Origin of the sequence: Castellaniella sp., assembly GCF_049671645.1 — a bacterium.
In the GTDB taxonomy this organism is placed as follows: domain Bacteria; phylum Pseudomonadota; class Gammaproteobacteria; order Burkholderiales; family Burkholderiaceae_B; genus Castellaniella.
In genome coordinates this window covers 63,770-86,019 of record NZ_JBATVG010000022.1, presented here as the reverse complement: position 1 = coordinate 86,019, position 22,250 = coordinate 63,770, and the positions used below count along the sequence as shown (strand labels likewise).

22 protein-coding genes and 1 tRNA gene are annotated in these 22,250 nt (G+C 65.7%); 16 read left to right on the top strand and 7 right to left on the bottom strand.

The annotated features are described in order from the left end of the window. The first annotated feature begins 13 nt into the window (after positions 1-13). From fdhD to cysG, 7 genes are all read left to right on the top strand, one after another. The gene (fdhD, locus tag WBG56_RS10860) at positions 14-868 is read left to right on the top strand and encodes a formate dehydrogenase accessory sulfurtransferase FdhD (protein WP_424268150.1); all 855 of its coding nucleotides are present in this window, start codon (positions 14-16) and stop codon (positions 866-868) included. Beyond that, complete coding sequence (locus tag WBG56_RS10855; protein ID WP_424268148.1) at positions 865-1,128, top strand: formate dehydrogenase subunit delta; 264 nt, start codon at positions 865-867, stop codon at positions 1,126-1,128. The genes fdhD and WBG56_RS10855 overlap by 4 nt, the downstream gene beginning before the upstream one ends. Before the next feature lie 77 nt (positions 1,129-1,205). Beyond that, the gene (locus WBG56_RS10850) at positions 1,206-2,615 is read left to right on the top strand and encodes an L-lactate MFS transporter (RefSeq protein WP_424268146.1); all 1,410 of its coding nucleotides are present in this window, start codon (positions 1,206-1,208) and stop codon (positions 2,613-2,615) included. A 10-nt stretch (positions 2,616-2,625) separates the two neighbouring features. Beyond that, positions 2,626-2,748: an MFS transporter small subunit gene (locus WBG56_RS10845; RefSeq protein WP_424268144.1), complete on the top strand. Its 123-nt coding sequence runs from the start codon at positions 2,626-2,628 to the stop codon at positions 2,746-2,748. A 142-nt stretch (positions 2,749-2,890) separates the two neighbouring features. Further along, on the top strand, positions 2,891-4,696 hold the full coding sequence (locus WBG56_RS10840; RefSeq protein ID WP_424268142.1) for an assimilatory sulfite reductase (NADPH) flavoprotein subunit: 1,806 nt from the start codon (positions 2,891-2,893) through the stop codon (positions 4,694-4,696). A 78-nt stretch (positions 4,697-4,774) separates the two neighbouring features. Further along, on the top strand, positions 4,775-6,436 hold the full coding sequence (cysI, locus tag WBG56_RS10835) for an assimilatory sulfite reductase (NADPH) hemoprotein subunit (protein WP_424268140.1): 1,662 nt from the start codon (positions 4,775-4,777) through the stop codon (positions 6,434-6,436). A gap of 2 nt (positions 6,437-6,438) precedes the next feature. Further along, positions 6,439-7,875 carry a siroheme synthase CysG gene (gene cysG / locus WBG56_RS10830; protein ID WP_424268138.1) on the top strand — a complete coding sequence of 479 codons (1,437 nt, stop codon included), beginning with the start codon at positions 6,439-6,441 and terminating at the stop codon, positions 7,873-7,875. Positions 7,876-7,902: 27 nt separating this feature from the next. On the opposite strand, the gene WBG56_RS10825 is transcribed toward cysG, so the two are convergent. Further along, positions 7,903-8,796, bottom strand: a complete 894-nt coding sequence (locus WBG56_RS10825) for an AraC family transcriptional regulator (RefSeq protein WP_424268136.1) — start codon at positions 8,794-8,796, stop codon at positions 7,903-7,905. A 99-nt stretch (positions 8,797-8,895) separates the two neighbouring features. Here WBG56_RS10825 and WBG56_RS10820 point away from each other — a divergent pair, with 99 nt between their 5' ends. From WBG56_RS10820 to WBG56_RS10805, 4 genes are all read left to right on the top strand, one after another. Then, positions 8,896-9,654, top strand: a complete 759-nt coding sequence (locus WBG56_RS10820) for an SDR family oxidoreductase (protein WP_424268134.1) — start codon at positions 8,896-8,898, stop codon at positions 9,652-9,654. 87 nt (positions 9,655-9,741) lie between these two features. Then, complete coding sequence (locus WBG56_RS10815; RefSeq protein WP_424268132.1) at positions 9,742-10,299, top strand: TetR/AcrR family transcriptional regulator; 558 nt, start codon at positions 9,742-9,744, stop codon at positions 10,297-10,299. Between the two features lie 50 nt (positions 10,300-10,349). Continuing rightward, entirely contained in the window at positions 10,350-11,570 is a 1,221-nt protein-coding gene (locus WBG56_RS10810; RefSeq protein ID WP_424268130.1) for an MFS transporter, read from the top strand. Between the two features lie 11 nt (positions 11,571-11,581). Continuing rightward, a complete protein-coding gene (locus WBG56_RS10805) occupies positions 11,582-12,469 on the top strand; it encodes an alpha/beta fold hydrolase (RefSeq protein WP_424268128.1) in 888 nt (295 codons plus the stop codon). A gap of 107 nt (positions 12,470-12,576) precedes the next feature. Here WBG56_RS10805 and bamC read toward each other — a convergent pair whose 3' ends face one another. The 4 genes from bamC to WBG56_RS10785 all read right to left on the bottom strand — a co-directional run bounded on the left by bamC (position 12,577) and on the right by WBG56_RS10785 (position 16,021). Beyond that, positions 12,577-13,701, bottom strand: a complete 1,125-nt coding sequence (gene bamC, locus WBG56_RS10800; protein ID WP_424268126.1) for an outer membrane protein assembly factor BamC — start codon at positions 13,699-13,701, stop codon at positions 12,577-12,579. Position 13,702: 1 nt separating this feature from the next. Then, positions 13,703-14,605 (bottom strand): 4-hydroxy-tetrahydrodipicolinate synthase, encoded by a 903-nt coding sequence (gene dapA, locus WBG56_RS10795; protein ID WP_424268124.1) that lies wholly within the window; start codon positions 14,603-14,605, stop codon positions 13,703-13,705. Positions 14,606-14,686: 81 nt separating this feature from the next. Beyond that, a complete protein-coding gene (locus tag WBG56_RS10790; protein ID WP_424268122.1) occupies positions 14,687-15,340 on the bottom strand; it encodes a site-2 protease family protein in 654 nt (217 codons plus the stop codon). A 54-nt stretch (positions 15,341-15,394) separates the two neighbouring features. Then, complete coding sequence (locus WBG56_RS10785; RefSeq protein ID WP_424268120.1) at positions 15,395-16,021, bottom strand: L-threonylcarbamoyladenylate synthase; 627 nt, start codon at positions 16,019-16,021, stop codon at positions 15,395-15,397. Positions 16,022-16,177: 156 nt separating this feature from the next. Between WBG56_RS10785 and WBG56_RS10780 the strand changes: the two genes are divergently transcribed. From WBG56_RS10780 to WBG56_RS10760, 5 genes are all read left to right on the top strand, one after another. Further along, a tRNA-His gene (locus tag WBG56_RS10780) sits at positions 16,178-16,253 on the top strand. Between the two features lie 92 nt (positions 16,254-16,345). Further along, a complete protein-coding gene (locus WBG56_RS10775; protein ID WP_424268118.1) occupies positions 16,346-16,774 on the top strand; it encodes a multidrug/biocide efflux PACE transporter in 429 nt (142 codons plus the stop codon). A gap of 73 nt (positions 16,775-16,847) precedes the next feature. Beyond that, positions 16,848-17,090, top strand: coding sequence for a hypothetical protein (locus WBG56_RS10770; RefSeq protein ID WP_424268116.1), 243 nt, complete (start codon positions 16,848-16,850; stop codon positions 17,088-17,090). Positions 17,091-17,095: 5 nt separating this feature from the next. Beyond that, the gene (locus WBG56_RS10765) at positions 17,096-18,550 is read left to right on the top strand and encodes a phospholipase D-like domain-containing protein (RefSeq protein WP_424268114.1); all 1,455 of its coding nucleotides are present in this window, start codon (positions 17,096-17,098) and stop codon (positions 18,548-18,550) included. Between the two features lie 70 nt (positions 18,551-18,620). Next, positions 18,621-19,100: a carboxymuconolactone decarboxylase family protein gene (locus WBG56_RS10760; RefSeq protein ID WP_424268112.1), complete on the top strand. Its 480-nt coding sequence runs from the start codon at positions 18,621-18,623 to the stop codon at positions 19,098-19,100. A 94-nt stretch (positions 19,101-19,194) separates the two neighbouring features. Here WBG56_RS10760 and WBG56_RS10755 read toward each other — a convergent pair whose 3' ends face one another. After that, positions 19,195-20,430 carry a trans-sulfuration enzyme family protein gene (locus WBG56_RS10755; protein WP_424268110.1) on the bottom strand — a complete coding sequence of 412 codons (1,236 nt, stop codon included), beginning with the start codon at positions 20,428-20,430 and terminating at the stop codon, positions 19,195-19,197. Between the two features lie 100 nt (positions 20,431-20,530). After that, positions 20,531-22,249 carry a cation acetate symporter gene (locus WBG56_RS10750; protein WP_424268108.1) on the bottom strand — a complete coding sequence of 573 codons (1,719 nt, stop codon included), beginning with the start codon at positions 22,247-22,249 and terminating at the stop codon, positions 20,531-20,533. Position 22,250 lies beyond the last annotated feature (1 nt).

The following is a 22,250-nucleotide window of genomic DNA, read 5'->3' as shown; positions in this document are numbered from 1 at the left end:
GGAGCCCGTCATCATGCATCCCGCCGACTTCAACCCCATGGCCACGCAGCCCGACAGCGATGCCGCCCATCAACTGGGCGCCATCGTCCGCATCCACGGGCCGCAGGCCGTCGCCGCTCAGGACGCGATCGCCTGCGAGCAGGCCGTGGCATTGGAATACAACGGCATCGCGCACGCCACCCTGCTGGCCTCCCCCCTGCACGTCCGGGAACTGGCCCTGGGCTTTTCCTTCACCGAAGGCATCATCCGCGACGCCGCCGACGTGCTGGACATGGACATCGAAACCACGCCGCTGGGCCTGATCGCGCGCGTGACGATCCTGAACAGCCGCCTGCACGCGCTCAAGCAGCGCCGCCGCCACCTGGCCGGCAGCACGGGCTGCGGCCTGTGCGGGGTCGAAGGCCTGTCGCAGATCCCCCGCGACCTGCCGTCCCTGCCCCGGCCGGCGCGCCCCTGGCGGCAGGCCGCCGTGGAACGGGCGCTTGGGCAATTGCGCCGGGGCCAGCCCCTGCACAATCTGACCGGCGCCACGCACGCGGCCGCCTGGGCCGACCCGGAAGGCGCGCTGGCCTGGATCTTCGAGGACGTCGGGCGCCACAACGCCCTGGACAAACTGATCGGCCACCTCCTGCTGCAGCCCGTGGATCGCAGCCAGGGCTTCGTGGTGGTGTCCAGCCGGGCCAGTTTCGAGATGGTGCAAAAGGCGCACGCCGCCGGCATCGGCGCCCTGATCGCGGTGTCGGCGCCCACGACCCTGGCCGTGCAGCTGGCGCAAGCCGCTCCCATGATGCTGGCCGGGTTCGCCCGGGATGGCCGCTTCACCTTGTACAGCCACCCCGATTACCTGGAACAGGAGAGCCGCCCGTGACCAATATCGAACACCTGATCCGACTGGCCAACCGCATCGGCTACTTCTTCGAGGCCATGCCGGACCGTTCCGCCGGCATCGACAGCATCGCCGACCACATCCGGCGGTTCTGGGAACCCCGCATGCGGGCGGCGCTGCTGGATTACCTGCACGCGCACCCGGACGGGCAATGGGGCGATACCGTCCTGACCCCCATCTGCCTGGAAGCCATCCAGCGCCACCGCGACCGGCTGACGCCGTCGCGGCCCGCGACAGCCTGACCCTTTTTTCCACGGATTTTCCGACCTCAACCGCAACACCAACCACAGACCGGGCATACGACCCAGGAGGAGACAGCATGAGTACGGAAGCAAGCCACCCCGGATTTTTCAGCAAGGAACGCATCACCGCCCCGCCTGGATTCAACCGCTGGATGATTCCACCGGCCGCCCTCGCGGTCCACCTGTGCATCGGCCAGGCCTATGCCTTTTCGGTGTTCAACGGCCCCATGACCAAACTCATCGGGATCCAGCAGCCCGCGCCGGACGACTGGGGCCTGCCCGCCCTGGGCTGGATCTTCAGCCTGGCCATCCTGTTCCTGGGCCTGTCGGCCGCCTTCGCGGGCAAATGGCTGGAAGAGGTCGGTCCGCGCAAGGCCATGTTCGTGGCCGCCTGCTGCTTCGGCGGCGGTTTCATCATCTCGTCGATCGGCGTCTCCACCCATCAGCTCTGGCTGCTGTACCTGGGGTACGGGGTGCTGGGCGGCATCGGGCTGGGCATCGGCTACGTGTCGCCGGTCTCGACGCTGATCAAATGGTTCCCGGACAAGCGCGGCATGGCGACCGGCATGGCCATCATGGGCTTCGGCGGCGGGGCCTTCATCGCCTCGCCCATGTCCGTCGCCCTGATGGAACACTTCCGCACGCCGATCTCCATGGGCGTGTCGCAGACCTTCCTGGTCATGGGCGTGCTGTACTTCATTTCCATGATGATCGGGTCCTATGCCATCCGCATTCCGGCGGTCGACTGGAAGCCGGACGGCTGGACGCCGCCGGCCACCCAGAAAGGCATGATCTCGCGCAACCACGTGCACATCGACCAGGCGCTCAAGACTCCGCAATTCTGGTTGCTGTGGTGGGCGCTGACGCTGAACGTCACGGCGGGCATCGGCGTGCTGGGCCAGGCGTCCGTGATGATCCAGGAAAGCTTCCGGGGCGCCATCACGCCCGCCGCCGCGGCCGGCTTCGTCGGCCTGCTGTCGCTGGCCAACATGCTGGGGCGGTTCTTCTGGTCCAGCGCCTCGGACTACGTCGGACGCAAGAACACCTATGCGGTCTTCTTCGTGCTGGGGGCCATCCTGTACTTCCTGGTGCCGGGCATGGGGTCATCCGGCAACGTGGCCCTGTTCGTGCTGTTCTACGCCATCATCATCTCCATGTACGGCGGGGGCTTTTCCACCATTCCGGCCTACCTGGCCGATCTGTTCGGCACACGCTACGTGGGCGGCATCCATGGCCGCATCCTGACGGCCTGGGCGGCGGGCGGGATCTTCGGTCCGGTGCTGGTGAACTACATCCGCCAATACCAGGTGGATCACGGCGTCCCTGCCGGCCAGTCCTATACGATCACCATGTACCTGATGGCCGGGCTCCTGGTGATCGGATTCTTCTGCAATCTGTTCGTGCGCCCGGTGGCATCGCACCACCACATGCGCAGCGAAGCGGACGGCAGCATCCTGTCCGGCGCTACCCTGGCCACCCAGAAATAAGGAGACCCCCATGTCCACCGCCACGCATACCCCGTCCCGAGCCCTGATCATCCTGTTCTGGCTCTACGTCGGCATCCCCCTGGTCCTGGGGGTCTGGGAAACCCTGCTGAAGGCCAGCGCCCTGTTTCACTAGCGCGCACCCGGGCGCCCGGCACACGCCGGGCGCCGCTTCGGCATTTGCTTATACCCGCATAAAAACATAAGCATCTGATCGTTCACGGCATGCGGGAAGCGTCCCAGAATGGACGCTTCTTTCGTTTCGACAAGGCCATGCCATGCTCGCGCCGAACTATCTGCCCGACGCCCATCATTCCCTGATCGCCGAACTGGCGGACACGCTCGAACCCACCAGCCTGCACTGGCTGTCCGGCTATTTCGCCGGGGTCGCCCAGGCCCGCCAACCGGCGCGCGAAGCCGCTCCGCCCCTGACGGTCGCCGCCGCGCCCGCAACCGACGCCGCCCAGCGCCTGACCATCCTGTACGGCAGCCAGACGGGCAACGCCAAGCGCCTGGCCACCCAGTTGCACGACCAGATCCAGGCCCAGGGGCTGAGCGCGCGCCTGGTGCGGGCCGATCAGTACAAGACCAAGGAACTGAAAGACGAACAACTGCTCTACGTCGTCATGAGCACCCAGGGCGACGGCGATGCGCCGGACGACTCCATCGCCTGGGTCGAATTCCTGCTGGGCAAGCGGGCCCCCAAGCTGCCCAAGCTGAAATACGCCGTCCTGGGACTGGGCGATTCCAGCTACCCGTCGTTTTGCGGCATTTCGCAGAAAATCGACGCGCGGCTGGCGGAACTGGGCGCCCAGCGCCTGCAGGATGCCGGCGCCGCCGACCTGGACATCGAGACCATCGCCGGCCCCTGGCAGGCCCGCGCCCTGGAACAGGCTGGACAGGCGCTGAAAGCCGCCGCGCCGCTCGCCGCCCAGGCCACGGTGACGCCGCTGCGCCCGCAGGCCGAAAAATTCACGCGCGACCATCCGTTCCCGGCCGAAGTGCTGTTGAACCAACCGATCACCGGGCGCGACAGCGACAAAGACATCCGCCATCTGGAACTGTCCCTGGAAGGCAGCAAGCTGCGCTACGAACCGGGCGACGCCCTGGGCGTATGGCCCGTGCAGGACGACACGCTGGTGGCCCGCGTGCTGGAAGCCGCGGGCCTGAATGCCGCGGACTCCGTCGACCACCAGGGCTCAGCGCGACCGCTGGGGGAATGGCTGGGCCGCTACCGCGAGTTGACCGTGCTGACCCGTCCCTTTCTGACGGCGCTGGCGGAACGCGCCGGCCAGGACGACCTGAAGGCCCTGCTGCAGCCCGAATCCCGCGAAGCCCTGTCGGCCTACATGGCGAGCCATCAACTGATCGACGCGCTGCGGGCCTGGCCGGTCCGCTGGAGCGCGCCTGACCTGGTGGCGGCCCTGCGCCCCCTGACGCCGCGCCTGTATTCCATCGCCTCCTGCGCCACGGTCGCCGAAGACGAAGTCCACCTGACGCTGGCCCATGTCGCCTTTGAACACGAGTCCGAATCCCGCTGGGGCGTGGCCTCGCATTTCCTGGCCGAACGCGCCGAAGGCGATACGGTGCCGATCTTCATCGAGGAAAACACGCGTTTCCGCCTGCCCGAGGATTCCGCCCGCGACATCATCATGATCGGCGCAGGCACCGGCGTGGCGCCCTTTCGCGCCTTCGTCCAGGCCCGCTCGGACGCGGACGCGGCAGGCCGCAACTGGCTGTTTTTCGGCAACCCGCACTTCACCAGCGATTTCCTGTACCAGACCGAATGGCAGCAGGCCCTGAAAGGCGGCCAGCTCAATCGCATCGACCTGGCGTTTTCCCGCGACCAGGCCGACAAGGTCTATGTCCAGCACCGGCTGCTGGAACGCGGCGCCGACGTCTACGACTGGATCCAGGCCGGAGCCCACGTCTACGTCTGCGGGGATGCGGATCACATGGCCCGCGACGTGCACGCCGCCCTGCTGGACATTGCCCGCGACCAGGGCGGCCTGAGCGAAGACGGCGCCCGGCAATGGCTGGACGATCTGGCGGCCCAGGGCCGCTACGCCCGGGACGTGTACTGACATCCAACCCCCGACCTGATCCGCGCGCCCGAGCGGCGCCTTCGACAGCAAATAGCAGATAGCAGCGACTGACCCAAGATGAGCATCTCCCCCCTATCCCCCCTGGAACACATCAAGACCGCCAGTCGGTTCCTGCGCGGCACGATCGCCCAGGAACTGGACAACCCGGTGACCGGCGCGATTCCCGAAGCCGACACCAAGCTGCTGAAATTCCACGGCAGCTACATGCAGGACGACCGCGACATCCGCGACGAACGGCGCAAGCAGAAGCTGGAACCCGCCCACGCTTTCATGGTGCGCGCGCGCCTGCCGGGCGGCGTCATCCCGCCGCAGCAGTGGCTGGCGCTGGACGCGCTGGCGCAACAATACGCAACCCGGGGCCTGCGCATCACCACGCGCCAGACCTTTCAGTGGCACGGCATCCTGAAGCGCAATCTGCGGGCATTCATGCAGGGCATCCACGATGCCCGGGCAACGACCATCGCCGCCTGCGGCGACGTCAATCGCCAGGTGATCAGTTCGGTCAATCCGCACCTGTCCAGCCAACACGCCCTGACCCAGGAATGGGTGCTGCGCCTGTCCAACCACTTCCTGCCGCGCACCACGGCCTACGCGGAAATCTGGCTCGGCGGCGAGCAGGTGGGCGAGGCCGGGGACGACGAACCGATCTACGGCAACGACTCCGCCTATCTGCCGCGCAAATTCAAGATCGGCATCGCCATCCCGCCGACCAACGACTGCGATGTGTTCGCCAACGATCTGGGGCTGGTCGCCATCATTGAAAACGGTCAGCTGCAAGGCTTCAACGTGGCGGTGGGCGGCGGCATGGGCGCCACGGCGGGCGATCCCACGACCTATCCGCGCCTGGGTTCGATGGTGGGTTTCGTCACCCCCGAAGACCTGATCGCCGTCGCCGAAGCGGTCGTCACGCTGCAGCGCGACCATGGAGACCGCAAGGAACGCCAGCACGCGCGTCTGAAATACACGGTGGACCGCCTGGGCGTGGAGTGGTTTCGCGAACAGATCCAGGTCCGCAGCGGCCGCACCCTGCAGGACGCCCGCCCCTACCGGTTCGAGAGCAACGGCGACCGCTACGGCTGGTCGCGCGGCGAGGACGGCCGCTGGCACCTGGGCCTGTACATCGCCTCCGGCCGCCTGTGGGACCGCGACGGCCTGCGGCTGCAGACCGGCATGCGTGAAATCGCCAAGGTGCTGACCGGCGAATTCCGCCTGACCTGCAACCAGAACCTGGTGATCGCCAATGTGGACGAAGCCGACCGCGCCGGCATCGACGCCCTGGTGCGGGAATACGGGCTGGACGGCTACAAGGAACAGAGCGGCATCCGCCGCCACCACATCGCCTGCGTGGCGCTGCCCACCTGCGGCCTGGCCATGGCGGAAAGCGAACGCTACGCCCCGGTGCTGCTGCCCAAACTGGAAGCCCTGCTGGACAAGCACGGCCTGCGCGACGAACCCATCCTGCTGCGCCTGTCGGGCTGCCCGAACGGCTGTTCGCGCCCCTATCTGGGCGAAATCGCCCTGGTGGGGCGGGCGCTGGGCCGCTACGACCTGAGACTGGGCGCCGACTTCGTCGGCGAACGGATGAACCGCCTGTACCGGGAAAACATCGACGAAGGCGAGATCCTGGGCAGCCTGGACACATTGTTCGGCGACTATGCCGGAAAACGCCAGCCCCAGGAGGCCTTTGGCGATTTCCTGGTGCGCACCGGGGTGGTGTGATCGTGCATCTGTTTCCCCTGTTCACCGACCTGAAGGGCCGCACCGTGCTGGTGGTCGGCGCGGGACTGGTCGCCGACCGCAAGATCCACCTGCTGCTGTCGGCCGGCGCCCGCGTGGTCGTCGGCGCCCATGCGGCCCATCCCCAGGTCCAGGCCCGCGCCCAGGCGGGCGACATCGAACTGCGCCTGGCGCCCTTCGACCCGGCCTGGCTGGACGAGGCCTGGCTGGTCATCGCCGCCACGAACGACCGGACGCTGAACCGGCGGATCGCGGACGCCGCCGCCGCCCGGCGGCTGTTCTGCAATGTGGTGGACGACGCGGAACTCTCCAGCGCCCAGGTGCCGGCCATCGTGGACCGGTCCCCCATCACCATCGCCATTTCATCAGGCGGCAGCGCGCCGGTCATCGCCCGGCGCCTGCGCGAACGCATCGAGTCCCTGTTCGATCCGGCGTTGGGCGCGCTGGCCGCGCTGGCGCAGCGCAAGCGCCTGGCGATCCGTCAGGCCCGGCCAGAACTGCGCGCCCGCCGGGATTTCTACGACTGGCTGATGGACGGCCCCGTGCTGGGGGCGCTGCGGCGCAGCCGGCCCGATGAAGCCGAAGCCGCCCTGGATCAAGCGCTGGGGCACAACACCCCCGCTCCGGCCGGCAAGGTCCTGCTGGTCGGCGCCGGCCCCGGCGACCCGGGCCTGCTGACCCTGCGCGGCCTGCGCGCCCTGAACGAGGCCGACGTCATCCTGGCCGACCGCCTGGTCAGCCCGGAAGTGCTGGCTCTGGCGCGGCGCGACGCGCAGGTGATCGACGTGGGCAAGGCCCTGGGCGGCCCCCACGAAGACACCCAGGCCCGCATCCATGCCCTGATGGTGTCCCACGCCCGGCAGGGCCGCTGCGTCGTGCGCCTGAAAGGCGGCGATCCCCTGGTGTTCGGCCGGGGCGGCGAGGAACTGCAGCACCTGAAGCGCCACGGCATCGCCTACGAAGTCGTGCCCGGCATCACCGCCGCATTGGCCTGCGGAGCCTACGCCGGCATTCCATTGACGCACCGTGATCACGCGCAATCGCTGACGCTGGCCACCGCCCACCGCCGCGCGGAAGCCACGCAGGCATCGGAGGACGGTGTCACGACCGATGGCCAGACCCGGGTCTACTACATGGGCGTGAAGCGTCTGCCGGTCCTGCGCGAACAACTGCTGGCCGACGGCCGCGCCCCATCCACGCCCTGCGCCCTGGTGGAAAACGGTTCCCGGGCGAACCAGAGGACGGTCTTCGCCACCCTCGACACCCTGGCCTCCACCGCTGTCGAGCACCAGGTGCAATCCCCCGCCCTGGTCCTGGTGGGCGAAGTCACTGCGCTGGGGCGGGAACTGGCCTGGTTCGGCCAGACGGTGAACGCCGGCGCAACGACACCGACAGCGGATTATCTGCAAGCCCTGGCCTGAGGTCCGCCATCCAGGCGCCGGCCGGCGTCAGGGGCGCCGTGCATAGCGCCCCGGCGGCACGCCGACGTGGCGGGTGAAGGCCACGCTGAACGTGTTCACGGAGCTGTAGCCGACGCGCTCCGCGATGTCGGCCAGCCCGCGTCCGCCGCGCAGCAACAGGTCCTTGGCCAGAGCCATTCGCCAAGCCGACAGGTACTCCATCGGCGTCGTCCCCATGATGCGGCTGAATCGCTCAAAAAACGCCGAGCGCGACAAGGCCGCTTCTGTCGCCAGCTGAGCGACTGTCCAGCGCCGAGCCGGCATTTCATGCATCCGGCGTATCGAAACCGAAAGGCGCTCATCCGCCAGCCCGCGCAACAGCCCCGGCGATGCGGCGCTCTCCGAGGTCGTGCGCAGGGCTTCGACCAAAAGCACTTCCAGCAGGCGGGCCAGGACGACATCGCGCGCCGGACGACGCGCGCGGCATTCTTCTCCCACCAGCTGGACCAGCGTCATCAGCCTGCTCTCGCCACGAGCCAGGACGAGCTGGGGCAAGAGCGGCACCAGCAAGGCGGCATCGGGCGCGCCGAAGACGCAGTAGCCGACGAGAGACCGGACATCGGGCGGCACGTCCAAAACACCCAACCTGAATTCGCCATCGGGCAGTGCGACCGGTGCTGCATCCACGCCATCCGGCGGCGGTTCCAGACTCGACATCGCGAAATTGTGCGCCGAAGGAATGAGGACGAAATCACCCTCCTGGAGGGTGATCGGTTCATGCTCGTCAGCCTGGATGAGACACGCGCCTTCGAGGATCGCACAATAAAAAACCTGCCCTGATTCTTCTCGGCTTACGCGCCAGGCCCCCGCCCCGCTGACGATCTTCGAGAATGGGGCGCCAGGCTGCAACAGCATGACCACTTCGGAGAACGGATCGATCATTTCCGGACTATTAGAACAAAAATATGGATTCTCTATTGTAGGTAATCCGGGCATGGGGATCTATCGTCTCCGTACTGCACACACTGACTCTGGAATCCCATGAAAACAGTCTTGATTACCGGATGCTCCTCCGGTTTCGGCCTTGAAACGGCCAAGCACTTCCTGAACCGCGGCTGGCAGGTTGTCGCTACGATGCGCGTGCCCCGCGAGGACCCGCTGCCCCGCTCCGAACACCTGCGCGTGCTCGCACTGGACGTCACGGATTCGGAAAGCATCCGCCTGGCGGTGCAGGCCGCCGGACCCATCGACGTCTTGGTCAATAACGCGGGGATCGGAACGCTGAATGCGCTGGAAGGCACGGCGACCGACACAGTGCGCGAAGTCTTCGAGGCGAATACCTTCGGCACGATGGCGATGACCCGGGCCGTGCTGCCGCAATTCCGAGAACGCAAGGCCGGCGTCATCATCAACATCACGTCGAGCGCGACGTTAACGCCGCTGCCCCTGCTGTCCGTGTACACCGCCAGCAAAGCGGCGATCAATGCCTTTACCGAGTCGCTAGCGCTCGAACTCCAGCCGTTCAACGTGCGCGTGAGCTTGATCCTGCCGGGCCGAGCGCCCGAGACCCGCTTCGGCGAAAACGCACGATCCCGGATGGGAAGCATCCCCGACGCCTATGTCGACCTGGCGCAGCGCACCTTCGAGGGATGGGCGCAATCGGCCGACGTCACCTATGCGGCGGATGTGGCCCAAGCCGTGTGGCGCGCAGCGAACGACCCCGCAAGCCCGACCCGCCTGCCCGCCGGGGCGGACGCGATGGCATTGGCAGCGTCGGTCGGACAAAGCGCTTTGACATAGGAAACAAACATATCCTAATATTGAGGCATGACACTTCCCACGCCTCTTTCCACAGCCCGCTCACCGGGGCGCCCGCGCGAGTTCGACATGGACCAGGTGCTGGACGCCGCCGTGGCGGTGTTTTGTCAGCGCGGCTACAACGCCACGTCGATCGCCGACCTCCATTGCGCGACCGGCTTGACCGCGGGTAGTTTGTACAAGGCGTTCAAGGATAAACGTGGCGTCTTCGTGGCGGCTCTCGACCGCTACATGGCAGGGCGGGAAACCGAGCTGGCCCGACGCCTCGCCGCCGCAACGACTGGCAGAGAACGAGTCCGCGCCATTTTGCTGGCGTATGCCGATACCGCCCACGAGGCGAGCGGACGACTCGGGTGCATGGTGCTGGGCGGGGTGACCGATATGGACACCTTCGACGCGGCATTGGCGGATCGCTTCCGCGCTGCGCTTGATCGTATCGAAAAGCGCTTTGCCGGATATCTTGAAGAAGGCATCCGCGACGGGTCATTGCCCGACCATCTGGATATTCCAGCAACGGCCCGGTACCTGCTATGCGTGGTGGAGGGGATCCGTGTGCTGGGCAAACGGGGCATGAGCAAAACGGCAGCCGATGCCGTAGTCGAGCAGACCCTGCGCGCCTTGTCCTGATATTTTTTTTCCTAATTAGGAAACAAACATTTTATTAATCGGGATTGCCCATGCTGCCTGACCTACAGCACAAAACGAACCATCGCAACGTCATGTCCATAGCGCTGGTCTTCGCCCTCGGCATGGCGGGCACCACCCTGCCAACGCCGCTGTATCCGCTATATCGGCAAACGCTGGGGCTCAGCCACCTGATGGTGGCGTTGGTTTTCGCCAGTTACGCCTTCGCCGTGCTGGCAGCCCTGATTGCGACAGGGCCATGGTCGGATCAAGTGGGACGGAAACCCATGCTGGCAGGAGCGCTGGCCACCTCAGTGATCAGCTCGATCCTGTTCCTCCTGAGCAACTCGCTGGAGCTGCTGCTGGTCGCGCGCGTGTTCTCGGGGCTGTCGGCCGGACTGTTCACCGCCACAGCCACGGCGATGATCGTCGAGTTGGCGCCGGCCGGCCACAAGCAGCGAGCCGCTATGATCGCGACCATCGTCAATATGGGAGGACTGGGACTGGGCCCCTTGCTGGCCGGCGCGATCTCCGAATATGCGCCTTGGCCCCTGCATTCGGTCTATGCGATCCACGCCATGCTCATGCTGGCAAGCAGCGTGCTCATAAGGCGTTGCCCGGAAACGGTCATGCGGCCGCCTCATCCAAAGCTCAGAAGACAAGGACTTGGAGTGCCGGCAGGCATGCGCGCCACCTTCATTCTCGCGGCCGTGGCCTGCTTTGCCGCTTTTGCCCTGTTGGGATTGTTGACCTCGCTGGAACCAGCCATTCTTGGCAAGGTCATGGGCATCTCCAACCGCGCAGCGATCGGGGCGCTGGTTTTCATGGTTTTCGCGGCATCGCTGGCCGGACAAGCAGGGCAGCGCGCACTGCCCGATCGGGTGCGTTGGCCAGTGGCCTGCGCAGCACTGGCGGTCGGCGCGGGATTCCTGGCCGTCGCCATGGCGTTGGGCTCCACCGCGTATCTGCTCTGCGGGGCACTGATCGCAGGGTTGGGCCATGGCGGGATCTTCGTTTCCAGTATCGCATCGGTGACGACGGACAGTCCGCAGGACAAGAAAGCCGAGGTCACGGCTCTGCTCTTCGTCGTCATTTATCTCGCGGTGTCCCTGCCGGTGCTGGGCCTGGGTATCGCGATTGAGCTGATCGGCCTGCAGGCCGCCGGTGTCCTGTTCGCACTGCTTGTTCTATTGCTGTCTCTGGCCGCCTGGCTCGCATCGTGGCATCGCTGCAAGCACGGCGCTGCGGACGCCCAACTTTCAACCCCACGATAGGAATGACTTCCATGAACCACGACAACCCCTCATCCTTTCATCACGACCACATTCGTGTCGGAGACGTGAATCTGCACTTCGCGGAGTGCGGCCGGGGCAAGCCCCTGCTGTTGGTACCTGGCTGGCCGCAAAGCTGGTATGCATGGCGCAAGGTCATGCCGGGCCTGGCTGCGCACGGGAGGCGCGTCCTGGCTGTCGATCCACGGGGGATGGGCGATTCGGACAAACCGGCGCAGGGCTACGACCTGAGCACAGTCGCGAACGACTTTCACCGTCTTGCCGAAGCACTGCAACTCATGTCTGACGGCCCCCTCGACGTGGCCGGACATGACGTAGGCGCCTGGATCTCCTATGCCTGGGCGGCGGACCACCCGGGAGATATCCGCCGGCTGGCCCTCTATGACGCAGCCTTGCCGGGTATTACGCCACCCGCACCCGCCGGGATCGTGGATGAAGTCGCCAATACCAGGACGTGGCATTTTGGCTTCAATCGACTCCAGGATTTACCGGAACAATTGGTGGAAGGTCGCGAGCGCTTGTACCTGGATTGGCTGTTCCGCAACAAACTGCGCGACCGATCGGCGATCACGCCAGCGGACCTGGATGAATACACCCGCGTTTTCAGCGCTCCGGGCGCCGCGCGCGCCGGCTTCAACTACTATCGGGCCTTGTTCAATGAAGGCGGCCTGGAGCGCAACCGCCAGCGAGGTGAACACCCCCTGGCAATCCCGGTCATGGCCTGGGGTGCCAGTGACGGTGTGCGCGACGCACTACTGCGCACCATGAAGCAAGTCGCCGATTCAGCGACCGGTGGCGTCATCGAGTCATGCGGCCATTACATCCCGGAAGAGGCGCCGGAAGTCGTGACCCGCCAATTGATGGATTTTTTCAGCGATTGAGGCCACGACCCCGCATCGAGCGCCGAGGGCAAGCGTACTGTTGATAAAGCACGCTGTAAAAAAAAGGTGCGCCCAAAGGGCGCACCTTGGTGACGTGGAAGCCGGTCCTACTGCGTGTCCTTCAGGTTCTTGTTCAGCACCGACAAGATCCGGCGCGCCGTGGCGTCGGTCAGCAACTGGCCGTCCGCATTCAGCACGGTGACCGCGGTGCCCGCGCCCTGCTGCGCCAGATGCACCCGCAGCTTTTGCGGTTCGGCGGAATTCTTGCTGCCGAACATGCGGCCGAAGATGTTCGGCTGTTCGATCTTTTCGCCGGTGTCCGTGTCCAGGTAGCGGATGTAGTAATCGCCCTGGTCGCGGTTGCGATCCTCGACGGTGAAGCGGGCCGAATCGATGGCCACCCCGACGCGCCGCCAGGCCCGGTCGAAGGATTCGTTGACGGTCAGGGATGCCTGCCCATCGGCCAGCTGGGCCGTGGTGCCGGGACCGGCATCCGTCGAGGCGTTCTTGATTTCCTGCGCGGCCTTTTGCTGGTCCGTGCCCAGGTACACCATCAGGCGCGCCAGCATGGCGGCGTTCAGGCCCGGATCTTCCTTGCCGAAGACCCACTTGAAGGCCGTGCCGTCCCCCGTGGGGGTTTCTTCCATGTGCTGATGGCTGATGTAGACCTCGGTCTTGCCGTTGACGCGTTCCAGACGGGTGGAGAAGCGGTCGCGTTCACCGCTGTCGAAGACCTGGTCCAGGACGCTGCCCAAGGCGCTGCGCAGCCAGCCTTCGGGGATTTTCGCCCGGTTTTCGGCCCAGTCGGTCTCGATCAGGCCGGCCTTGGAATTCTGGGACTGGATGGTGAAGCCCTGATCCCCCCAGAATTCGATGATCTTCGGGTACAGGGTTTCGGCGGTCTCGCTGACGACCAGCCAGCGCAGCGTGCCGTCGCGCATCACCTGGATGCCGGCCGTCTGCGGCAGAACGCGGTCCGCCGGGTTGGCGCTTTGGTTGCGCTGGCTGGCGGAATAGGCGCTGAGGCTGGCGGTGCCTTCGGGGGCCTTGTAGTGGGTGTTGTCGCTGGCCTGGGTCAGGTCGGGCGGAACCGACAGCGGATCGCCCGTGACCGTGCTTTTGTATTCAATGGATTCGGTCTGCCCGGTCAACTGGCCCAGCGTGGAGCAACCCGCCAGCAAGCTGAGCAGCAGGACGCTGGCCAGGGAAAACGGCGTACGTTTCATTATCATTTCAGAGGCAACCTGCATCAATCAAGGCTTGGCGCACCACCGTGCGGAAGGAATCGGACAAGGGCGTCAGGGGCAAACGGTAGCCCATCTGGATCAGGCCCATTTCCGCCACCGCCCATTTGACCGGGATCGGATTGGCTTCCAGGAACAAGACCCGGTTCAAGGTGGACAGCACCGTGTTCAGGCGCCGGGTTTCGGGCACGTCGCCGCGCAAGGCTGCCGCGCACAGTTCGTGCATCAGCCGGGGAGCGACGTTGGCCGTGACGGAGATATTGCCGCGCCCGCCCAGGAGAATCAGGGCGGCCGCCGTGGGGTCGTCACCGCTGATGACATGAAAATCCGCAGGCGCGGCGGCAATCAGTTGCGCGCCGCGGGCGATGTTGCCGGTGGCGTCTTTCACGCCGATGATGCCGGGCACCTGCGCCAGGCGCAGAATCGTCTCGTTGGACAGGTCGGCCACGGTGCGGCCCGGCACGTTGTACAGGATGCTGGGCAGCTCGACGGATTCGGCGATCGCCCGGAAGTGCTGATACAGGCCTTCCTGGGTGGGCTTGTTGTAGTAGGGCACCACCGTCAGGCCGGCCGCCGCGCCCGCCGCATAGGCATGACGCTGCAGTTCGATGGCCTCGGCCGTGGAATTGCCGCCCGTGCCGGCGATGATGGGGATGCGGCCATCGGCATGGCGCACCGCCAGTTCGATCAGTTCGGCCTGTTCCTGCACCGTGACCGTAGGCGATTCGCCCGATGTCCCGACCACCACCAGGGCATCGGTGCCCTGGTCAATGTGCCAGTCGATCAATTTTCGAAAGGCATCGAGGTCCAGTTGCCCATCCGGATGCATGGGCGTGACCAGGGCGACCATGCTGCCCTGAAAGACTGGAAGGGATGAATCCGCACCGGCCATGATGAAGAATGTCTCCGAAAAACGCCCGGGCGACATCCCAGGCGATAAAAAAATCAAGTTTACCGGATTCGCGCGACTGATTTACAAAAATCCGTTGACAATCCACTCGCCGAACTTCAGCAGCGGCATCATCAGGGGCCAGAGCCAGCCCATCATCATCAGCACGATCAGGATGACCAGGCCGTAGGGCTCGATGCGGCCATACTGCCAGGCCAGACGCGGGGGCAGCAGGCTAAAGACGATACGCCCGCCATCCAGCGGCGGCAAGGGCAGCAGATTCAGGGCCATCAGGATGAGATTGACCTGCACGCCCGCATGCGCCATCAGCGTCCAGAAACTGTCGGCGCCCTGCGCCACGCCGGTGGACAGCATCAGCCGCCAGAGCAGCACCCAGACAATGGCCTGCAGCAAATTGGAGGCCGGACCGGCCAGCGCCACCCAAAGCATGTCCTGTTTGGGACGGCGCAGCCGGCTCCAGTTGACGGGGACGGGCTTGGCCCAGCCAAAGAGCAGGCCGCCGCCCATGAAGCGCGTGACGAACAGCAGCACCAGGGGCACGACGATGGTGCCCATGAGATCGATGTGGCGCAACGGGTTCAGGCTGATGCGGCCGGCCTGCTGGGCCGTGGGATCACCGAAGAAACGGGCCACATAGCCATGGGCGGCCTCGTGCAGCGTGATGGCGAACAGGACCGGCAAGGCGTAGACCGCGATGGTCTGGATGAGTTGATCCATGAGGGGGCTGGCAAGGGAGCCGGCCCGCGCCGGCAATCCCCGCAAGCATAACCGCTATTGCAGCCCCAGCGTGGCCGGATCGCCGCGCCCCACCCGCACCACCTGCGGGACGTCCCGGGTCAGGTCGATCACGGTGGTCGGATCGAAGGGGCAGGCGCCGCCGTCGACGATGGCGGCCAGGTCATGCTGATACCGCGAGAGGATGTCCTGGGCGTCGTTCAGCGGCAGGGCCTCGCCCTGCGGGATCAGGGTGGTGGACAGCAGCGGCGAACCCACGGCTTCGATCAGGGCGCGGGCCACCCGGTGATCCGGCACCCGGATGCCGATGGTCTTGCGCGAAGGATGCGACACACGGCGGGGGACTTCTTTCGTGGCTTCCAGGATGAAGGTCCAGGGGCCCGGCGTAGCCAGCTTGAGCAGACGGTAATGGGTGTTTTCGACCTTGGCGAAATGACTGATTTCCGCCAGATCCCGACACAGCAGGGTCAGGTGATGGCGATCGTCCAGACCGCGCAGGCGGCGCAGGCTGTCGGCCGCCGCCTTGTCGTCCAGCCGGGCGACGACGGCATAGCTGGAATCCGTCGGCACGGCCACCAGTCCGCCCTGGGACAAAAGATCGCCCGCCTGTTGCAGCAGGCGGGACTGCGGGTTTTCGGGATGGACAACGAAAATCTGTGCCATAAGCGTTTCCTTTTAGAGGAGAGGCCCGGCTGGCATGAGCCCGGCCCGATCGAAACCACAACCCATAACATGACTGAAAACGCAGCGGCGATCAAGAGGTCGGGCGCATTTCAGCAAAAGGTTTACAGCCATGCTAGAATCCTTGTTCTCTCAGTGGTGACCGTAGCTCAGTTGGTAGAGTCCCGGATTGTGATTCCGGTTGTCGTGGGTTCGAGCCCCATCGGTCACCCCATCTTTTCCCCGGTTTCCGGGCCAGGCAGGGACGACCCCGCCTGAGATGCTTGAACGCGGTGACGACACCGCCTCCATAGCACACACTCTCCCATGCAGATTCATCATCGATCGCTATCCGAACGCGTCCTTCATGCGCTGGCGTTCGAAATCCTGGCCATCGGCATTTCCGCCCCCCTGGCCGCCTGGATCACAGGCCATTCCGCCCTGGACATGGGCATCATGACCGCCGCCATCGCCACCATCGCCGTCACCTGGAACATGATCTACAACTGGCTGTTCGACCGTCTGCAGGCGCGCCTGGGGTTCGACCGCACCTACTGGGTGCGCGTGGGCCATGCCTGCGGCTTCGAAGGCGGGCTGATCATCATCGCCATTCCTTTCGTGGCCTGGTGGCTGGACATTTCCCTATGGCAAGCGCTGATCCTGGATATCGGTTTCGTCTTGTTCTACCTGCCCTACGGGTTTCTTTTCAACCTGGGTTATGACAAGATTCGTCAGAATCTGATCGCCGCTCACTAGCCGCGCCCGCCCGGGAATCCCGGGCATCCGCGGCGGCGCCGGCCCATCAGCCCTGCCATCCGCCCGGATTTCCATGACGCACCACGCCGCCCCACCCTACTCGCCCGACTGGACAAGCGCGCCGCCCGACTGGGATTGGGCCGCCCAGGACGCGGACGGCCGCTGGTTCTGGTACCGGACCGAACCCGCCCCCGGCATCGGCGGCGGGGTCTGGCGGGCCAATTCACGCAACCAGCAATATGCCGGGCCCGGCGCTCCCAACCCGGACTGGCTGGATTCTCTGCAACAGCGCCCGGCCGGCGCCGACAAGGCCTGATCCCTATGCTGGCCATCTCGCAATTCCTGTCGAACTACTGGCCGCACCTGGTGGCGGCCATCTCGCTGACCCTGAGCGCATTCGCCGCCGTGCACGCGGCCATGAACAAGAACGACGTGCGGGCAGCCATCGCCTGGGTCGGGGTCGTGCTGATGTCGCCGTTCCTGGGGCCGTTCCTGTACCTGGTGGCCGGCATCAACCGGATCCGCCACGACCAGTTGTCCACCCAGCGCAGCCGGTTGATCAAGGACTATGTCAACCATGCCCGCGAACCCGTCAAAGACGTCGCGCCCCTGGCCGGTCCGCAGTTCGCATCCCTGCGCGTGCTGTGCGACCGCATCAGCCGCTTCCCCCTGCACGACGGCAACCACATCACCCTGCTCGACAGCGGCGACCAGGCCTACCCGGCCATGCTGCAGGCCATCGACTCGGCCACCCACTGCATCGCCCTGCAAAGCTACATCTTCGACCACGACCGGATCGGCCTGCAGTTCGCCGAAGCCCTGCGCCGAGCCCACGACCGGGGCATCGTCATCCGGGTCCTGATCGATTCGGTGGGCTCCCGATATTCCCGGCCCCCCATCATCCACCTGCTGCGCCGCCACGGCATCCGCACGGAACTGTTCATGTCGAACATGCTGGGCCTGCGCATGCCATACGCCAACCTGCGCAGCCACCGGAAGATCCTCTTCATCGACGGCCACCTGGGATTCATGGGCGGCATGAACATCCGCGAAGGCTTCATGGCATCCCTGACGGGGCGCCACGCCGCCTGCGACACCCATTTCCGCATCGAGGGGCCTGTCGCCACCCAGCTCTTCGCCGTCTTCGCCAACGATTGGGAATTCACCACGCGCGAACGTCTGCGCATCGAAGACTGGTGCCAACGCACCGCCGACACCCCCGAACATCAGGTGCCGGCCCGCTGCATCCGTTCCAGCCCCGACCGGTTCATCGCCGCCACCCACAACGTGCTGCTGGGCGCCCTGGCCGTCGCCCAGCGGCACGTGCGCATCCAGTCGCCCTATTTCCTGCCCGACCAGACCCTGATGGGGGCGCTGAATACGGCGGCCCGGCGAGGCATCCAGGTCGATATCGTCATCCCGGGGCGCAATAATCTGCGTCTGGTGAACTACGCCATGACCGCGCAGCTGGCGCAGGTGATCGCGGGCGGCTGCCGGATCTGGCGCAGCCGGGGCAATTTCGATCACTCCAAGCTGATCACCATCGACGAGGGCTGGTCGTACGTAGGCTCGTCGAACATGGACCCGCGCAGCCTGCGGCTGAATTTCGAGCTGGACATGGAAATCTACGACCCCGTCATGGCGCGCCGCATCGCCGAGCGCATCGACCGCGAAATCGCGGCCTCCGACCCGGTCACGCTCGAATCCCTCAAGGCCATCCCGTTCCTGAAACAGCTGCGCAACCGCATCATCTGGCTGGCCAGCCCGTACCTGTAGCGCCCTGCATACGGGACCGAAATGGTGCAGAATGAAAAGGCTCGCTCGATGAACCCTTTCGGATGACACCATGACCCAACGCCTCAACTATTTCAAGGCCTCGCCCGAGGCCGCCCAGAAGTATTCCGACTTCAGCCAGACCCTGCACAAGAACCCCTTCCTGGCCAAGATCGGCCACCTGGTCACCTTGCGGGCTTCGCAATTGAACGGCTGCGCGTTCTGCGTGGACATGCACGTGAAAGAAGGCAAGCTCGCGGGCGAGCGCGAGCTGCGGTTGCACCACGTCGCCGTCTGGCGCGAATCGCCGCTCTTCGACGCCAAGGAAAAAGCCATCCTGGAATGGACAGAGGCCCTGACGCAGTTGCCGCCCCACGGCATCCCGGACGAACTGTTCGCACGGGTGCGCGAACAGCTGTCCGAACAGGAACTGGCCGACCTGTCCTTCCTGGTCGTCGGCATCAACGGCTGGAATCGCCTGAGCGTCGCCTTCCGGGCCGTCCCGGGGTCGGCCGACAAGCAATACGGGCTGGACAAGGCCGGGCTGAACTAAGCCGCAGGCGCGGGCCGGCATCCGCCGGACCACGCGCGCCCAGGCTGCCGCTCCCAAGTCCGGGCAGGCGCGGCGCGCCCGCCCGGGCTCGACCTCAGACCGCTCCGGCCCGGGCCTGAGTCTGGATTTGCGCCCGGGCCATCGCCTGCGCCAGGTCGGCCTTCAAATCGTCGATGTGTTCCACGCCGACGGACATGCGCACGAAATTGGGCTCGATGCCGGCGGCCTGCATCTCGGCCTCGCTCATCGAACTGGCCCACATCGAGGCCGTATGCACGGCCAGGGTCTCCACCCCGCCCAGGCTGACCGCCTGGGTCGCCAGCTTCAGCGCCGACACGAAGCGCTGGGTGGCGGCATAGCCGCCCCGGATCGAATACGCCACGATGGCGCCAAAGCCCTTCATCTGGCGGGCGGCCAGGTCATGCTGGGCGTGGCTTTCCAGCCCTGGATACAGAACCCGCTCGACTTCCGGGCGCGATTCCAGCCACTGCGCCACGGCCAGGGCGTTGGCGTTGATGCGTTCCATGCGCAGGGACAAGGTACGCAGTCCGCGCAACAGCAGCCAGGCGTCCATGGGCGAGAGCACCGCCCCCAGCGTGACGTGCATTTTCCAGATCTTTTCCGCCAGTTCCTGGCTGCAGCAGATGGCGCCCGCCATGATGTCGCTGTGGCCGCCCAGATATTTGGTCGCGCTATGCACCACGATATCGATCCCCAGGTCATGGGGGCGCTGATTCAGGGGCGAGGCGAAGGTATTGTCCGCCACCGTCAGGATGCCCCGGGGCCGGGCGATCGCCGCCACCGCCGCCAGGTCCGTGATCGACAGACTGGGATTGACCGGGGTCTCGACCATGATCAGCTTGGTGTCGGGCCGCAAGGCGGCCTTCAGGCTGTCCAGGTCCGTCTGATCGAAGAAACTGACCTGCACGCCGTAGCGGGTCAGGACTTCGGAAAAGAGCTTGGACGTGCTCATGTAATGACGCTGCTGCGCCACGACATGATCGCCCGCCTTCAGCAAGGCCAGAATCGTGGTGCAGATGGCGCCCATGCCCGATCCGGTCAGCAGCGCCGTTTCCGTACCCTCCAGCCCCGCCAGGATGGCCTCGACGTGCTTGTTGACCGGATTGCCGTGGCGTGTGTAGAAATTGGCCGGCCGCACCGCGGTCGCCATGGCCGAGAATTCTTCCGCCGATTCCGCCCGGAACGTCGCGCTGTAATGAATGGGCGGCACCACCGCCGCATCATGATGGCAGGCTGCGTCGCCATGCAGGACCACGGTCTGTTCGTGCCAGGATGCCATATCGGGTGTGTCGGGCGAATGCGGATTCATGGGAAAGGTTCCAAAATGCGTCAAGAGGTTCATGATACTGCGGGGCAGTCAACGCATCGGGCCGCCCAAAGGCGGCCCGATCACCGTGTCGCGAGACCGGTCAGTGGGCGCTGGCTGCCGCCGCGCCGATGCCGGTTTCGCTGCGCACGGTCTGCGCCTCGAAGCCGGCCCGGTCGATGCGGGCGCGATCGCTGCGATCCGTGACCGAGAACAGCCAGATCGACACGAAGCCGACGGTCATGGAAAACAGCGCCGGCGACGCATACGGGAACCAGGCGGATCCCGCCGGGTGGCCCAGCGTGGCCTCCCACACGGACGGCGACACGATCGTCAGCCCCACGGCGCTGATCAGGCCGGCGAAACCGCCGATCATGGCGCCGCGCGTGGTGCAGCCCTTCCAGAGCACGGACATGAACAGCACGGGGAAGTTCGCCGACGCGGCGACCGCGAAGGCCAGGGACACCATGAAAGCGATATTCTGCTTTTCAAAGGCGATGCCCAGCACCACCGCGATGATGCCCAGGATGATCGTGGTGATCTTGGCCACTTTCATTTCCTGCTCGCGCGAGGCCTTGCCGTTCTTGACCAGCGTGGCGTAGATGTCATGCGACACCGCCGAAGTCCCCGACAGCGTCAGCCCGGCCACCACGGCCAGGATCGTGGCGAAGGCCACGGCCGACATGAAGCCCAGGAACACATTGCCCCCCACGGCATCGGCCAGGTGCACCGCCGCCATGTTGCCGCCGCCGATCAGCGCGCCGGCCGCATCCAGGAATTGCGGATTGGTGGACACCAGCACGATGGCGCCGAAACCGATGATGAAGGTCAGGATGTAGAAATAGCCGATCCAGGACGTGGCCCAGAACACGGACTTGCGCGCTTCGCGGGCATCGGGCACCGTGAAGAAGCGCATCAGGATGTGCGGCAGGCCCGCCGTGCCGAACATCAGCGCCATGCCGAAGGAAATCGCGCTGATCGGATCCTTGATGAAATTGCCCGGCCCCATGATGGACTGGCCCAGGGACCCGGCCTGAGCGGCATCCTTGCCGGCATTCAGGGCCGCCAGGGTCTTGACCTCGACGGCGGCGGCGAACAGGCGTTCCGGCGAAAACCCGTAGTGCGCCAGCACCATCAGGGCCATGAAGGTCGCCCCGGCCAGCAGCATCGCGGCCTTGATGATCTGCACCCAGGTCGTGGCCGTCATGCCGCCGAACAGCACGTAGACCATCATCAGCACGCCGACCACGACCACGGCGATCCAGTATTCCAGGCCGAACAGCAGCTTGATCAACTGGCCCGCGCCCACCATCTGCGCAATCAGGTAGAAGGCCACGACCACCAGGGTGCCGGATGCCGCGAAGGCGCGGATCGGACCCTGCTTGAAACGGTAGGCCGCCACGTCGGCAAAGGTGAATTTGCCCAGATTGCGCAGGCGCTCCGCCATCAGGAAGGTCAGGATCGGCCAACCGACCAGGAAGCCGATGGAATAGATCAGGCCGTCGTAGCCATTGATCATGACGGCGGCCGAAATCCCCAGGAAGGACGCCGCCGACATATAGTCCCCAGCAATCGCCAACCCATTCTGAAAGCCGGTGATGCCGCCGCCGGCCGTGTAGAAATCCGCCGTGGACCGGGTGCGCTTGGCCGCCCACTTGGTGATCCACAGGGTCAGCAGCACGAACACAGCGAACATGGCGATGGCCGTCCAGTTGGTCGGCTGCCGCTGCAATTCGCCCAGGTCGCCGCCGGCCGCCCAGGCCGACCCCATCATGCCCGTCAGGGCCAGCGCGCTCAAGGCGCGCGCAGTCATGCGGTGCATC